This window comes from Rhodoferax sp. U11-2br (assembly GCF_018619435.1).
Classification (GTDB): Bacteria; Pseudomonadota; Gammaproteobacteria; order Burkholderiales; family Burkholderiaceae_C; genus Rhodoferax.
The window spans coordinates 197,788-211,836 of sequence record NZ_JAHFZF010000002.1 but is presented as its reverse complement, the minus strand read 5'-3'; the positions used below and the strand labels follow the sequence as shown (position 1 = coordinate 211,836).

Annotated in this window: 15 protein-coding genes; 3 read left to right on the top strand and 12 right to left on the bottom strand. The window is 61.1% G+C overall.

Features of this window, described 5'->3' with window-relative positions; all coding sequences use genetic code 11:
- Nucleotides 1-51 precede the first annotated feature (51 nt).
- Both KKO72_RS02255 and KKO72_RS02250 read right to left on the bottom strand, forming a co-directional pair.
- A complete protein-coding gene (locus KKO72_RS02255) occupies nt 52-1,053 on the bottom strand; it encodes a sulfate ABC transporter substrate-binding protein (RefSeq protein ID WP_214935041.1) in 1,002 nt (333 codons plus the stop codon).
- Between the two features lie 50 nt (nt 1,054-1,103).
- Nucleotides 1,104-1,661: an alpha/beta hydrolase gene (locus KKO72_RS02250; RefSeq protein WP_214935039.1), complete on the bottom strand. Its 558-nt coding sequence runs from the start codon at nt 1,659-1,661 to the stop codon at nt 1,104-1,106.
- 180 nt (nt 1,662-1,841) lie between these two features.
- Between KKO72_RS02250 and KKO72_RS02245 the strand changes: the two genes are divergently transcribed.
- Together KKO72_RS02245 and KKO72_RS02240 are read left to right on the top strand one after the other, a co-directional pair.
- Complete coding sequence (locus KKO72_RS02245; protein ID WP_214935037.1) at nt 1,842-2,210, top strand: hypothetical protein; 369 nt, start codon at nt 1,842-1,844, stop codon at nt 2,208-2,210.
- 82 nt (nt 2,211-2,292) lie between these two features.
- Entirely contained in the window at nt 2,293-2,805 is a 513-nt protein-coding gene (locus tag KKO72_RS02240; RefSeq protein ID WP_371736803.1) for a DUF6803 family protein, read from the top strand.
- A gap of 59 nt (nt 2,806-2,864) precedes the next feature.
- On the opposite strand, the gene KKO72_RS02235 is transcribed toward KKO72_RS02240, so the two are convergent.
- The 9 genes from KKO72_RS02235 to KKO72_RS02195 all read right to left on the bottom strand — a co-directional run bounded on the left by KKO72_RS02235 (nt 2,865) and on the right by KKO72_RS02195 (nt 10,918).
- Nucleotides 2,865-4,760, bottom strand: a complete 1,896-nt coding sequence (locus tag KKO72_RS02235) for a family 2A encapsulin nanocompartment cargo protein cysteine desulfurase (RefSeq protein ID WP_214935141.1) — start codon at nt 4,758-4,760, stop codon at nt 2,865-2,867.
- An 87-nt stretch (nt 4,761-4,847) separates the two neighbouring features.
- Nucleotides 4,848-5,777, bottom strand: a complete 930-nt coding sequence (locus KKO72_RS02230; protein WP_214935033.1) for a family 2A encapsulin nanocompartment shell protein — start codon at nt 5,775-5,777, stop codon at nt 4,848-4,850.
- Between the two features lie 69 nt (nt 5,778-5,846).
- Nucleotides 5,847-6,116 carry a helix-turn-helix domain-containing protein gene (locus KKO72_RS02225; RefSeq protein ID WP_214935031.1) on the bottom strand — a complete coding sequence of 90 codons (270 nt, stop codon included), beginning with the start codon at nt 6,114-6,116 and terminating at the stop codon, nt 5,847-5,849.
- Nucleotides 6,117-7,064, bottom strand: a complete 948-nt coding sequence (gene epsC, locus KKO72_RS02220; RefSeq protein WP_214935029.1) for a serine O-acetyltransferase EpsC — start codon at nt 7,062-7,064, stop codon at nt 6,117-6,119.
- Entirely contained in the window at nt 7,061-8,089 is a 1,029-nt protein-coding gene (gene cysK / locus KKO72_RS02215) for a cysteine synthase A (protein WP_214935027.1), read from the bottom strand. The genes epsC and cysK overlap by 4 nt, the downstream gene beginning before the upstream one ends.
- A 23-nt stretch (nt 8,090-8,112) precedes the next feature.
- A complete protein-coding gene (locus tag KKO72_RS02210) occupies nt 8,113-8,580 on the bottom strand; it encodes a rhodanese-like domain-containing protein (protein WP_214935025.1) in 468 nt (155 codons plus the stop codon).
- A gap of 117 nt (nt 8,581-8,697) precedes the next feature.
- Nucleotides 8,698-9,192 (bottom strand): YeeE/YedE family protein, encoded by a 495-nt coding sequence (locus KKO72_RS02205; protein WP_214935023.1) that lies wholly within the window; start codon nt 9,190-9,192, stop codon nt 8,698-8,700.
- On the bottom strand, nt 9,189-9,620 hold the full coding sequence (locus KKO72_RS02200; RefSeq protein ID WP_214935021.1) for a YeeE/YedE family protein: 432 nt from the start codon (nt 9,618-9,620) through the stop codon (nt 9,189-9,191). The genes KKO72_RS02205 and KKO72_RS02200 overlap by 4 nt, the downstream gene beginning before the upstream one ends.
- A gap of 26 nt (nt 9,621-9,646) precedes the next feature.
- Nucleotides 9,647-10,918 carry an OmpP1/FadL family transporter gene (locus KKO72_RS02195; RefSeq protein WP_214935019.1) on the bottom strand — a complete coding sequence of 424 codons (1,272 nt, stop codon included), beginning with the start codon at nt 10,916-10,918 and terminating at the stop codon, nt 9,647-9,649.
- A gap of 294 nt (nt 10,919-11,212) precedes the next feature.
- Here KKO72_RS02195 and KKO72_RS02190 point away from each other — a divergent pair, with 294 nt between their 5' ends.
- Nucleotides 11,213-12,607 (top strand): FAD-binding oxidoreductase, encoded by a 1,395-nt coding sequence (locus tag KKO72_RS02190; RefSeq protein ID WP_214935017.1) that lies wholly within the window; start codon nt 11,213-11,215, stop codon nt 12,605-12,607.
- Here KKO72_RS02190 and KKO72_RS02185 read toward each other — a convergent pair.
- Nucleotides 12,530-14,014, bottom strand: coding sequence for a PLP-dependent aminotransferase family protein (locus tag KKO72_RS02185; RefSeq protein WP_214935015.1), 1,485 nt, complete (start codon nt 14,012-14,014; stop codon nt 12,530-12,532). The two genes, KKO72_RS02190 and KKO72_RS02185, sit on opposite strands and share 78 nt — an antisense overlap.
- Nucleotides 14,015-14,049: the final 35 nt, after the last annotated feature.

Here is a 14,049-nt window from a genome sequence, read left to right as displayed (position 1 = left end):
CAGACCGCACTTTGCGCGGACTGACCAGTGGCACAGATCAGAAAAGGCGGTTTACTTGACGGTGTAGAGCTTGTCGAACTGGCCGCCGTCGTTGAAGTGCACTTTTTGCGCTTCGGTCAACGAGCCAAAGTAGTCACTCACCGCAAACAGCTGGATCGGCTTGAAGGTGCTGCTGTACTTGGCCAGGATCTTGGGGTTGCTTGGGCGGATGCCGTGTTTGGCGGCAATTTCCTGGGCTTCATCGGAATACAGGTAATCCAGATAGGCCTTGGCCAGCTCAGCCGTACCCTTCTTGGCCACGGTGCGCTCAACCACCGCCACCGGGTTCTCAGCAATGATGCTGACCGAGGGGTGAACCGCATCGACCTTACCTACGCCGAACTCGCGGTCCACTGACACCACTTCTGACTCGAAGGTGATCAACACGTCACCAATATTGCGTTGCAAAAAGATCGTGGTCGCATCACGCCCGCCTTTGGCCAGCACCGGTACGTTTTTGAACAGCTTGCTCACAAAGTCAAAGGCCTGGGCATCGGTGCCGCCGGTTTTGCGCACATAACCCCAGGCGGCCAGGTAGGCCATGCGGCCGTTGCCACCGGTTTTGGGGTTGACCACAATCACCTTCACATCGGGTTTGACCAGATCGTTCCAATCCTTGATGCCTTTGGGGTTGCCGTTGCGTGTCAAAAACAGCATGGTTGAGGAGGTGGGGGCCGCGTTGTGCGGGAAACGTTTGGCCCAGTCCTTGGCCACGATGCCGCTGCTGGCCAGGAAATCCACGTCGGTGGTGGTGTTCATGGTGACCACGTCCGCGTCAAGCCCGTCATTCACCGCCCGCGCCTGGGCGCTGGAGCCACCATGCGACTGGTCGATCTTGACGTCCTTGCCGGTGGTCTTTTTGTAGTTGGCGACAAAAGCGGTGTTGTAGTCCTTGTAGAACTCGCGCGCCACATCGTAGGATGCGTTCAACAAGGTGGTCTGTGCAGACACAAAAGTTGTAGCTGTCAGCCCAATGGCGGCAAGGGCTAGAGTGATATTTTGCTTAAATTTCATGGATATCCTTGGCAGAAAAAGAGGTGATGTCAAAAGGCTTGCGATAGGTATCAGGCGGCTACAGCCACCGGCGGTGTCTGGCTGTCGGCCTCGATGATCAGTGACTGCAGCAGCGCCAGCCCCAGTGGCCAGGGGCCAAAGCCCGCGTCCAGGTTGATGTGGCCGGCATTTTGCAGCCGAACAAATTCACTGCCCCAGGCACGGGCATAAGCACCAGCGGTGCGCACCGGGCAGAACGGGTCGGTGTTGCTGGCCACAATGATGCTGCTGTAAGGCAGGCGCTGGTAAGGCACCGGTGCAAAGTCGGCCAACACACCACGACGCTCGGGGTCGGCCGGGGCCACCAACAGGGCGCCCTGGATGTGGGCAGCCACCTCAGGCGGCAAATGGGTGATGGCGATGCAGCCCAGGCTGTGCGCCGCAACCACCACGGGGCGGTCTTGCGCCAGGATGGTGCGGCTGATCGACGCCACCCAGGCTTCACGCGACGGCGTGAGCCAGTCGTCCTGCTGCACCCGCACCGCACCCGGCAACTGCGCTGCCCAGAGGCTTTGCCAGTGGCCGGGTGGCGAGTCTTGCCAGCCAGGGACGATGACGATCGGGACCATGATGTGCGGTGCTTGATGAAGGTTAAGAACGAAACAAGGCCGCATTGTGGTGTGGCTCAGTTCAAACACAAACGACTTAATTTCTATTTGCTTATCTGCATTCCGACATATCAAACGTCTGGTCGGCCGCTCTTTGGCAGCGTCCTCCTACAATGAACGCTCCTTCTGAACACCGCCCGCATGTCGTTTTGCACCAGACTGTTCTTTGTCTTTGTCACCCTGTTTGTGCTGGTGGCGGCGCCAGCTCGGGCGTGTGAGCAAATGCCATCAACCAACGTTTCTGCGGCGGCACACCACCCGGCTGCGATACCCGTGGCGGACTTGCAGGCAGTGGCTGGTTCAGCTGACGCTCAGGCGCCCTGCAACACTGAAACCTCCGACTGTTTCAGTTGCACCAGCTGTGCGGTGTGTGCCTGCCTGTGTGTGGGTTTGGCCAGACCTCTGAGCTGCGTTGTGGCGATCTCAAGCGCCATGGCCCTGCCGAACTGGACTGCTGAGCCGATGGCCAGCCAAGTTGCCGCGCCCGAACTCAAACCCCCTCGCGTCTGATTCTCCTGTTCTTGCTGTGACCCCCTTGCATGCTGCAGGGCGGTCGTTTCACTCGTTCACATTTGGAGAATTCATCGTGTCTATGACGCATTACATGGAGTTGCTGGCGCAAAACCAGCCCTGGAACCTGATCCTTTTTATGGCCATCCCGGTCATCCTGGCCGAAACCGTGGCCATCACCGAGCTGTACATCCTTTTCTCTCGCCAATTCCACGGCGGTGTGCGCCAGATCAATCGCAGCGCCAGCATTGTGGGCGGTGTGTATTTTTGTGGGGTGTTTGTCTACCTGATCGCCACCGCCGTGATCCCGCTGACCACCTCGGGTGGCTGGCGTGGTGCGGCAGATGTCATCGCGGTGGGGTTTTATCTGTCGGGCATCGTGCCGCTGCTGGGCCTGGCCTTGCTTGACCTGGGGCTGATCGGCAAAGGACGCACAGAGGAGGGCAAGCTCAAGTTACATGCTACCTTTGTCGCCATCTTCCTGGTGGTGGCACACGTGGCCATGATTTTTGGCATGCTGGACCCGACGCTGCTGATGCATCAGGCGCCAGCTGCGGTGCATGACATGGGCAGCATGCCCGGCATGAACCACTGACGGTCAAAAAAAGGGGTGCCGCACCCGGTGCGAGCACCCCCCATCGCGATGTCAGTGGTTCAGTGGGGTCGCGCTGCCGCCAGCTGGCGCACCACCGCCACCAGCCGGTCCACCTCGTCAAAGGTGTTGTAGAACGCCAGAGAGGGCCGTACCGTGGTCTCCAGCCCCATGCGCCGCAGAATCGGCTGGGCACAGTGGTGACCAGTTCGTACTGCGATGCCTTCCTCGTTGAGCGCCTTGCCAACCTCGGCGGTGCTGTAGCCCGCCAGCACAAACGACATCACGCTGGCCTTGTCGGCTGCGGTGCCAACCAGGCGTACGCCCGGAATGGCGCCCAGTTGTTGCATGCCGTAGACCAGTAGTTCGTGCTCGTAACGACCGATGTTCTCGATGCCGACCCGGTTGACATAGTCAATGGCGGCCCCCAGACCCACGGCGTCGGCGATGTTGCCGGTGCCCGCCTCAAACTTGTTGGGAATCGGCTGGAACACGGTTTTCTCGAACGTCACGTCGGCGATCATGTTGCCACCACCTTGCCAAGGTGGCATGTTTTCGAGCACTGAGCGTTTGCCCCACAGCGCACCAATGCCGGTTGGGCCAAACACCTTGTGTCCGGAGAACACAAAGAAGTCAGCACCAATGTCCTGCACATCCACCCGCATGTGCGACACCGATTGGGCGCCATCCACCAGGGCCACAGCACCGGCGCGGTGCGCCAAAGCCACGATCTCCTTCACCGGTACCACCGTACCCAGCGCGTTCGACACCTGGGTGACCGCCACGATTTTGGTGCGGTCGTTGAGCAGCTTCGCATACTCATCAAGTAGCACTTGTCCAGAGTCATCCACCGGGATCACACGCAGCTTGGCTCCTTTGCTTGATGCGAGTTGCTGCCACGGCACGATGTTGGCGTGGTGCTCCAAGTGGCTGACGATGATCTCGTCACCCTCACCCACATGTTGCCCGCCCCAGCTCTTGGCCACCAGGTTGATCGCTTCGGTGGTGCCGCGCACAAAAATCACCTCGTTCACATCGGGCGCGTTGATGAAGGCGCGCAACTTTTCGCGTGCGCTCTCATAAGCATCGGTAGCCCGAGCTGCCAGTTCGTGGGCAGCGCGGTGGATGTTGGAGTTCTCATGCGCGTAGAAATGCGCCAGACGATCAATCACCGACTGAGGTTTCTGAGTGGTAGCAGCGTTGTCAAACCACACCAGCTGCCGACCATTCACGCGCTCCTGCAGAATCGGGAAATCGCGCCGGATGGCATTCACGTCAAACGGGGGATGTTGCCCCGAGCCTGCTGCAGGAATAGTAGCGCCTGGTGCAGGTTTGGCAGGGGTGACATACCCATTTGGCAAGACAACCGAGTCCACAAAATAGTATTTGGGCTCAGAGCTGATCACCCCAGCCGCTGTTGGGGTGGTGGCCGGTGCTGCTGCGGGTGCGTTACTGAGTGCTGTCGCAGACGCTGGCAGCGACGGTGTCTCGGCAAAGTAGTCTGCCACCGGCGCATTGGCTGGCAGTCCACCCGCTGACGGATGGCCAAAACTGTCGCTGACAAAGTAAAACGGCGACGCGCTGGCCGCTGCCGAATGGCGAGAGGCTTCAGACGCAGATGCACCTGAGGCTTCGCGCACACCCAGCACACCACTGCCAAAACGGGGCTCGTACGCTGGCAGCTGGGTGACCACGGTGTCGGGCAGCCCATTGCCCGCCTGGGCATGGGGTAATAGCGAAGGAGCGCGGTGCGCCAGAGACAGCACCGGTGTCGGTGAGGCCGGAACCAGGTTGGTGCCGGGCACTTGTCCCTGTGGAATGGGTGTCCCTGGTACACCGGGGCCGAAACCGGCCGGGCTCACCAGGGGTGAACCCGCAGGTGCCAGATTCACCGGCGCCTGCACGCCCGGCGCCCTGGCCTGCTCACCTGGCAGCGCGCCAAACAGGGCAGACGCCATGCTGGCCAGTAAAGCCGGGTCGAACGGCGGCGCCGTGCCTGGCTGGGCCCCTGTTGGGGGGGAGAAAGCGGTCGTCATGACGGGCGCTTATTTGTAGGTGTCGGCGTAGTCGTGGTACTTGCCGACTTCCACATCGTCCAGCACCGCCAGCGCGTCCGGTGTCAGCACGGCCAGCGAGCAATACAGGGAAATCAGGTAGCTCGAAATCGCCTGATCGTTGATGCCCATGAAACGCACCGACAGTCCTGGGCTTTGTTCACCTGGCAGACCCGGCTGGAACAGGCCGATCACACCCTGGCGCTTGTCACCCACACGCAACAGCAAGATCTTGCTCTTGCCATCGGCCACTGGAATCTTGTTGGACGGGATCAGCGGAATACCGCGCCAGGTGATGAACTGCGAACCAAACAGGCTGACGGTCGGCGGCGGGGTGCCACGGCGTGTGGCTTCACGGCCAAAGGCGGCAATCGCCAGCGGGTGTGCCAGGAAGAAGGCCGGTTCTTTCCAGACCTTGGTCAGCAGTTCGTCGAGGTCGTCCGGGGTGGGCGCGCCACTCAAAGGGAAGATGCGTTGGTCATCGGTGACTTGCGACAGCAGGCCGTAATCCGGGTTGTTGATCAGTTCACTTTCCTGGTTTTCTTTGATCGTCTCGATGGTCAGGCGCAGTTGTTCCTTGATCTGGTCGTGCGGGCTGCTGTACAGGTCGGAAATGCGGGTGTGCACGTCCAGAATTGTGCTGACCGCGTTCAGGAAGAATTCGCGTGGTTTTTCGTCGTAATTGACAAAGGTGCGCGGCAACTGATTCTCAGTCTGGCGCGCGGTGCATGTCACCTTGATCGATTCCGGGTCCTTGACGGTGTTGAGGCGGAAGATGCCCGCTTCCACCGGCACCCATTGCAGCAAGTGCGTCAGCCAGCGTGGCGAAATGGTCGAGAGTTGCGCCGTGGTTTTGGTGGCGTTGGCCAGCTGCCGTGCGGCATTGTCGCCCAGCGTGGTGTGGACTTGGTTTTTGGTCATGAAAGACTCCGTGAAGTGAAAAAAGAAAAACGGGTATGGGGCAAAGTGTCGGGAGTCTGCAGCCATCCATCAACATGCTATAGACGTCAATTCGATGCCTTTGACGGCGTGTGTCTGGGCGATACGCTCGGTATGGGCCAGCAGATTGGCCAGACTCAAGCCCAGGGCCTGACTCAGTTTCTGCAGGGTCAGCAGCGACGGAATGGCCTGGCCGCGTTCGAGTTCGCCGATGTAGGAGCGGTTCAGGTTGGCACGCTCGGCCAGCACCTCCTGCGACCAACCCTGGGCTTCGCGGAGCTGGCGCACCGTAACGCCAAAACTGCTGACGATCTGTGTCATTTACCCGCCAACGGCCTCGTGTTGTGCACGTGCCTGGGTGATCACCGCGCCAGCCGGTACGTCATGGGTCACCCAGACGTTGCCGCCAATGCTGGCACCGCGCCCGATGGTGACGCGGCCCAACACCGTGGCGCCCGCGTAAATGATGACTTCGTCTTCGACAATCGGGTGGCGGTTCTGGCCCTTGATAGGTTTGCCGGCCGCATCGGTTGGGAAACTCTTGGCGCCCAGGGTCACTGCCTGGTAAATCCGCACCCGTTCACCAAGGATCGCCGTCTCGCCAATCACGACACCGGTGCCGTGGTCGATGAACAGGCCCGAACCAATCGTGGCGCCCGGGTGAATGTCGATGCCGGTTTGTGCATGCGCCAGCTCGGCCACGATACGCGCCAACAGCGGCACCCCCAACACGTAGAGCTGATGCGCCAGCCGGTGGTGGATCATGGCCAGAATACCCGGGTAACACAGCAGCACCTCGTCCACACTGCGCGCCGCCGGGTCACCATCAAAAGCGGCCAACACATCGGCGTCGAGCAGACTGCGGATTTTGGGCAAGGCCAGTGAAAAATCCTGCACCAGCTTCACCGCATCGGTCTCCATACCCAGCGCATCCTGGTACGGTTGGTGCCGCACCGCGTAATGCAGTTCCAGCCGCACCTGCGCCAACAGCGCGTGCAACACACTGTCAAGCGTGTGGCCCACAAAGAAGTCTTCACTCTCCTGGCGCAAGTCGGCTGGACCCAGGCGCATCGGAAACAACACGCCGCGTAGTCCGTCAATGATCTGCGCCAGTGCATCGCGCGAGGGCAACTCGCGCCCACCAGGCTCGGTGGAGCGTTTTTGTGATGCGCGCCAGCGTTGGCGCACGTCGGCCAGCTCTGCGACGACCTGTTTCAGCTCGAACACCGGCGGGCGGAACTCGCCTGGTCGCAGGGCAACAACGCTCATACAGCCACCGCAACAGGGCTAGGTGCTGTAGGTGCGGACACTGCGGTGGCTTCTGTCGCCAGACCTGCGGCATCAAACAGCCCCTCAAACAGGATCGAGCTCAAATAACGCTCACCGGAGTCAGGCAGAACAACCACAATCGTCTTACCAGCGTTCTCGGGCTTCTTGGCCAAGCGCACCGCCACTGCCGTTGCGGCACCACAAGAGATACCCGACAGAATGCCTTCTTCACGCGCCAGGCGGCGGGCAAACAACACGGCTTCCTCGTTGCTGACCTGCTCAATGGCATCCACCAAGGACAAGTCCAGCACATCGGGCACAAAACCAGCACCAATGCCCTGGATCTTGTGCGGGCCGGGTTTGATCTCGTCACCCGCACGGGCTTGTGTCAACACCGGGCTGGCGGTCGGCTCCACTGCCACCGAGGTGATGGGTTTACCTTGGGTTTTTTTGATGTAGCGCGAAATGCCGGTGATGGTGCCGCCCGTGCCCACGCCAGAGACCAGGATGTCGATCTGACCATGGGTGTCTTCCCAGATCTCCGGGCCGGTGGTGGCTTCGTGGATGGCCGGGTTGGCCGGGTTCTTGAACTGCTGCAGCAACACGTATTTGGGGTCGCTCGCGGCAATTTCTTCGGCCTTGGCAATCGCCCCCTTCATGCCCTTGGCACCTTCGGTAAGCACCAGTTTGGCGCCATAGGCCAGCAGCAGTTTGCGCCGCTCGATGCTCATGGTGTCGGGCATGGTCAGGGTGATCGGGATGCCGCGTGCCGCCGCCACAAACGCCAGCGCAATGCCGGTGTTGCCGCTGGTCGGTTCCACAATTTCCTTGCCGGGCCTGAGCAGACCCTTCTTTTCGGCGTCCCAGACCAGGGCGGCGCCGATGCGGCATTTGACCGAGTAGGCCGGGTTACGGCCTTCGATCTTGGCCAGCACGGTGGCGCCTGCGCCATCGGTCACCCGGTTGAGCTTGATCAGCGGTGTGCGGCCGATCGACAGAGAGTTGTCTGCAAAGAAGTTGCTCATGGTTTGTCCTTCGTGGTGGTTGGTTAATCCTGGACCCAGGGCAGGTCGTGGGCGCGCCAGCCGCCCAGACGGCCACGGTGCCGTTGTTCGTCGATCTCGCCTTCAAAACCTTCGAGCACGTTGAAGACGTTGGTGAATCCTGCTTTGGCGGCGGCCTCGGCGGCCAGGTCTGAGCGTTTGCCGCTGCGGCACAACAACAAAATGGTGGCATCCTTGGGTGCCTTGGCCTCCAGCTCGCGCACAAACCGCGGGTTGCGAGTCAAGGCGGTGCCACTGGCCCAGGCCACATGCAGGCTGCCTGGCACGTGGCCAACAAACTTGCGCTCTTCGGTGGTGCGCACATCCACCAGCACCGCCTCACCGGCTTCCACCAGGGCCCAGGCCAACTTGGGCGGGACCCCTCCGGCGTAAGGCAGGGCAGTGGCCAGGGCGACCTTTCGCACTGCATTTAATTCTTCGTTCAGAGGGGTGGCTTCGATGACATGACTCATGGGTTTTATCCTTGTATTGACGGGTTGTCGGAGTGGTTCAAATCACCTGAACTTGGTGGCTACAGGCAGTGCTTGGGACTCTAAAGACAGTCAGTCAAAACACAAACAACAGTTTTCTTAGTTCTTCATTACCAATTCATCTGATGAGGTGGGTGGTTTGGTCGCTGTGTGCTGGTCTCGATGCCGCTGGTCAAGCCAGCGTTGCAGGCCGGCCCCGAGCAGTATGGCGGGCAGCAGCCACATCGCTTCGGGGTTGGCAAAACCCAAGGAGGCCACAGCCGGTCCGGGGCAGTAGCCAGCGACACCCCAGCCCACGCCAAACAGTGCCGCACCGGTAAGCAGGCGTGCATCAATCACCGAGGTTGTCGGCAGATGAAAGTGGTCGTCCAACACCGGTGTGGCGCGCCGCAGCACCAGTCGAAACAGGATGGCCGTCAGCGTAACCGCGCCACCCAGCACCAACAGCAGGCTGGCATCCCACGCACCTGCCACGTCCAGAAACCCCAGCACCTTATTTGGATCGATCATTTGGGCGACTGCCAGCCCCACACCAAACACCGTGCCCGCAAGCAGGCTGACCAGCCCCTGCAACACTGGCTTGGCGCGGCTCATGTGCCTACCTCGAGAAGATGCCGCGTCAGATAGGTCGTGAACAAGGCCACCCCCAGAAACGTGACCGTTGCCACCAGTGAACGCAGCGATAGGCGCGCCAGCCCACAGACACCGTGGCCGCTGGTGCAGCCATTGGCGCGAGCGGTGCCAAAACCGGTGAGCAAACCCGCCAACAGCAACAGTGGCACCGGGAATCCCTGGCGCACTGGCGCTGAGGTGAGGGTCAGAGCTAGGTAGCCGGCCGTGCCAAGCACCAGCCCCAGCACAAACAGGCCACGCCAGACACGCTCAGGCAAAGAGCCCGACAGCAGCCCGAACAGGATGCCACTGACGCCAGCGATGCGGCCATTGAGCCACAGCAACAAGCTCGCTGACAGGCCAATCAGCAGGCCCCCCAGCAGCGCCGAGACCGGTGTGAAATGGTTCATGAGGTTTGCAGTAACAGAATTGACGCTCAGAACTTCCAGCCGTAAGCGATGCCGATGATGTTTTCCTTCAGGCGCACATTGGCCTCGCCGCCGCCAAAGCCGGGCGGGTTGCCCGGTGTGATGGAGCCTGAACCGTTGACCGTTTCACCCAAGCCATGGGCAAAAAATCCGGTGAGTTCACCGCCGCTCGGGCTGGTCCAGGTGGCGCCCAGCGTCACATGCCGGGTGATCACGCCTGGCGCCAGAATGTTGAAGAAGGTCTCAGACTGCGGCACCGGCTGATTGGCAAAACTCAGGCCACCCCGTAGGACCAGGTCAGAGCGCAGTTGGTGGCTCACCCCGAGCTTGAGTACCGTCACATCTTTCCAGCCAAAGCCAGGGCCGTTGGCAGCACCTAGTTGTGACTGGCCCGCAAACAGGCTGGCCGCCGAATTGCCAACGGCGCTCACTTTGCTGTAAAGAATGGTTTGCACATCAGCGGCCAGGGTCCAGGCCGGTGTGGCCTCAAACGCCAGTCCCAGCCCATAGTTCTCGGGCACATCAAAACTGCCACCATCGGCAAACAGCCCTTTGTACTTGTCGAACTTGCCGGAGATCTTGGAGGACCAGGTGGCGCCCAGTGTCAATTGCGGCGTCACTTTGCCAATCCAGCCGAGTCGCACACCCACACCGGTGCTGCTTTCCACACCCTGGTCGCTGACATTCGCTGGTGATGTTGAAAAGCCACTAAAAAGGCCGATGCCCTTGGCCTCAAAACGCTGGTAAGCCACATTCAGCGCGGCGCCAAAGGTGTGGGTGTCGTTGACCTTGTAGGCCACCGAAGGAGAAATAAACAGCTGCTCCAGGTTGACGCCTGCCGAACCCGTGGCGCCAAAACGGGCATACGGGTTCTGGCCGTAGTCGGTGTTCATGCCGCCATTGCCATACACCGCCACACCGACCGCCAGGTCGGGATTAATCTGGCGGGTGTAGCCAAAGTCCGGGATCAGGAATGTGCTGGTGTCGTTGCCGCTGTAGCTGGCGTCGGCGCCAAAGCCGTTGCCAATGATGTCTGTACTGCGCTTCGGTGCAAACACCGTCAGCCCGAAGTCATATCGGTTGCCCACCAGTGCGGTGCCCGCGGGGTTGGTGGCGGCAGCCAGGCCATCCTGCGGCAGCGCAATACCAACACCGGCCATGCCTTGAGACTTGGCGCCGTAACCGTGTGAAAAGTAGCCATTGGTGGCGTTGGCCACCAACGGCGCCGCCAGAGCCAGGCCCAAGGCCAGGGTACGAAGAGGGAGTGGAAGCGAGGTCATACGGCGAGAAACAGGTACTTGAAAAGAAGAACTGTCCCGCATCACCCGCGCCATGCCAACGAAGAATTCCGCATAAGTTAACGCGAAATGGGCACTTGCCTTCGGGTTGGGCGCCTTATTGACCTCTGGCCCTTGTGGATGCTCAACAAGTCATTATCAAAACAGGAGCATTTTCAGCATCGACCGCAGTTGCCCTGCTTATGCAGTTTTCAAACATGCATCCTCGAAATCCTTCGTTCCCTGCTGCTACAGGTCTGGCTAGCATTCGCCGGGTTTGCCGTTTCCGAGAAAAACATGCTCAGTCCCTACGATCCGCATTACGACCCGCTGGTCTCGACCAGCCCCGGCGTCGGCAGTGCCCATGCCCCCACCTATTGGACTGCCACCGCCGGTCTGCCTCCCCAAGACGATGGCCCCATTGCTTCTGACCAAGAGACCGAGGTGATCATCATCGGTGCTGGATTGACCGGCATCGCCACCGCGCTCTACCTAGCGCGTGAACACGGCATCCAGGCGCGGGTGCTGGAGGCCAACCAGACGGTCTGGGGCTGCTCCAGTCGCAACGGCGGTCAGGGTCAGAACGCCGCCGGGCGCCTGACCCGCTCCCAATGGATCACCCGTTGGGGGCTGGACGTGGCCAAACAACTCGATCACGAGGTGCGTACCGGCTATGACAACTTCTCTGACCTGACGCGTCAGATTGACTGCGACGCCTACGCTGGTGGCCACCTGTATCTGGCACACCGGCCCGAGAAACTGGCCTACCTGCGCAACGAAGCCCGTGTTCGCCGCGAGGTGTTTGGCTATGACCCCCGTTTGTTGACGGCAGAGGAGTTGCATCGTGACTACTGCGACGAGCGTGATGCGGTGGGCGCCATGCTGGAATCGCAGGGCATTGGCATTCATCCCATGAAGTTTGCTTACGGACTGATCAACCAGGCGCGCGCGCACGGCGTCAAGTTCCACCCAGCCAGTCCAGTGCAAAGCTGGTCCACAGTGGGCGACGAACAGTTGCTGCGAACGCCCGGCGGCACGGTTCGGGCAAAACGGGTGGCCGTGTGCACCGGCGGTTACACCGGGCAGGGATTGCATCCGCAGCTCACCAACAAGATCATGCCGATCCTCTCCAACTCGGTGGTGACCCGGCCCTTGACCGATGCGGAGATAGCGGCGACGAATTTTCAGACCCGCACCTTCCTGACCGACACCCGCACCTTGCGCTTTTATTACCGTCTGTTGCCCGACAAGCGCTTGCAAATTGGCAGCCGCAGCGCCATCCATGGCGCCAACGCCTCTGCACCCAAACATCTGAAATTGCTCACCGACGCCATTGCGCGCAAATTTCCGCCACTCGCAGGCATTGGCATCGACTACTCGTGGTGGGGTTGGGTCGATGTCAGCCACGACATGATGCCGCGCATCACCCAGCCTGACCCGGCCCAAACCACTTGGTATGCCCTGGGTTATGGCGGCAATGGCGTGGCTTTTTCGACTTGGGCGGGCAAACGGCTGGCCGAACGGGTGGCCGGCAAGGACGCCGGGCAGGAGGTCTTCAAGCTGCCCATCTACAACGCACCGCTACAGGCCCCGAACCTGTTCGGCGTGGTGCGCTCACCAGCGCTGGCGCCGTTTCGCCGCCTCGGGCAGCGCATCCTGTACCAGTGGTACAGCTACCGGGACGAGCGCTGACAACTCACAGGCGACCTGCCCGACACGTTTGAGGGCGTCTTCAAAGCGGGCATCCGCGAGTTGGCCGTAGTTCAGGCGCAGGCAATGACCAAAGCGTTGGTCGGCAGAGAACAGGTGACCGGGCGCGATGCTGATGCGTTGGGCCAGCAACCGACGCTGTAACACCAAGGCATCCACCTGCGGCGGCAATTCCAGCCACAAAAAGTAACCACCCTGCGGTCGGGTGACCCGTGTTCCCACCGGAAAATGCGCTGCAATCACCTTCAAGGCGACATCCTGTTGTTTGGCCAGGCTGAGCCGCAATTGCCGCAAGTGGCGCTCAAACTGGCCGCCTTGCAGGTAGTCTGCTATCGCCAGCTGCGAAGGAATCGCGCTGGACAGGGTGGTCATCAGCTTGAGACGTTGCACCTGCTTGGCAAATCGGCCAGCGGCAGCCCAGCCCACCCGATAACCTGGCGCCAGGTTTTTGGAGAATGAACTGCAGTGCAACACCAAACCGTGCTGGTCGTAGGCCTTGGCGGGCGGTGGGCGGTTCAGGCCAAAGTACAACTCGCCGTAAACGTCGTCTTCGATCAAGGGCACCTGGTGCTCTGCCAACAATTTGACCAACGCCTGTTTGCGGGGTTCGGGCATCAGACTGCCCAGCGGGTTCTGGAAGTTCGGCATGAACCAGCAGGCTTTCACCGGGTGGGCCTGCAACACAGCCTCCAGCGACGCCAAGTCGATGCCGTCGCGCGGGTGGGTGGCCACCTCGACCGCGCGCAACTTGAGCCGCTCCAGCGCTTGCAGGGCCAGATAAAACGTGGGCGACTCCACCGCCACCACGTCGCCGGGCTGGGTCACCGCCTGCAGGCACAAGGTCAAGGCCTCCATCGCACCGTTGGTGATGACCACTTCGTCCATCTTCACTGCGGTGCCGTGGCTGGCATACCGCAGGCTGATCCATCGGCGCAGGCGCTCGTTGCCCTGGGTCAGGTCTTCCACCAGACGCTCGGGCGCCAATTGCCGCATCGCGGGTGTCAGGCAACGCGCCAGTTTGTCCAGCGGGAACAGCGCCGGGCTCGGAAAGGCCGAACCCAGCGGCACCACATCGGGCTGGCGGGTGGACTCCAGCACCTCGAACACCAGATCACTGATGTTGACGGCGGTGGCGTCTGCACCGGGCGGCGCGGTGCTTGGCTCGGCCTGCAGCGGCTGGGCTTGTGTCGTGACGTAGTAGCCCGAGCGGGGACGCGCCTCGATCAAGCCCTGCGCTTCCAGCAGGTAATAGGCGGCAAACACCGTGGCCGGGCTGATCTGGCGGCTGGTGCTGGCCTGGCGCACCGACGGCAGCCGGTCACCAGGGCGCAAGGTCTGGGCCTTGATCAGCCGGGCGATGTCCTGGGCGTAGTGTTCGTAGCGTTTCATGGTGGAAACTGATATGGTTTTTTTCTTAAAAACTG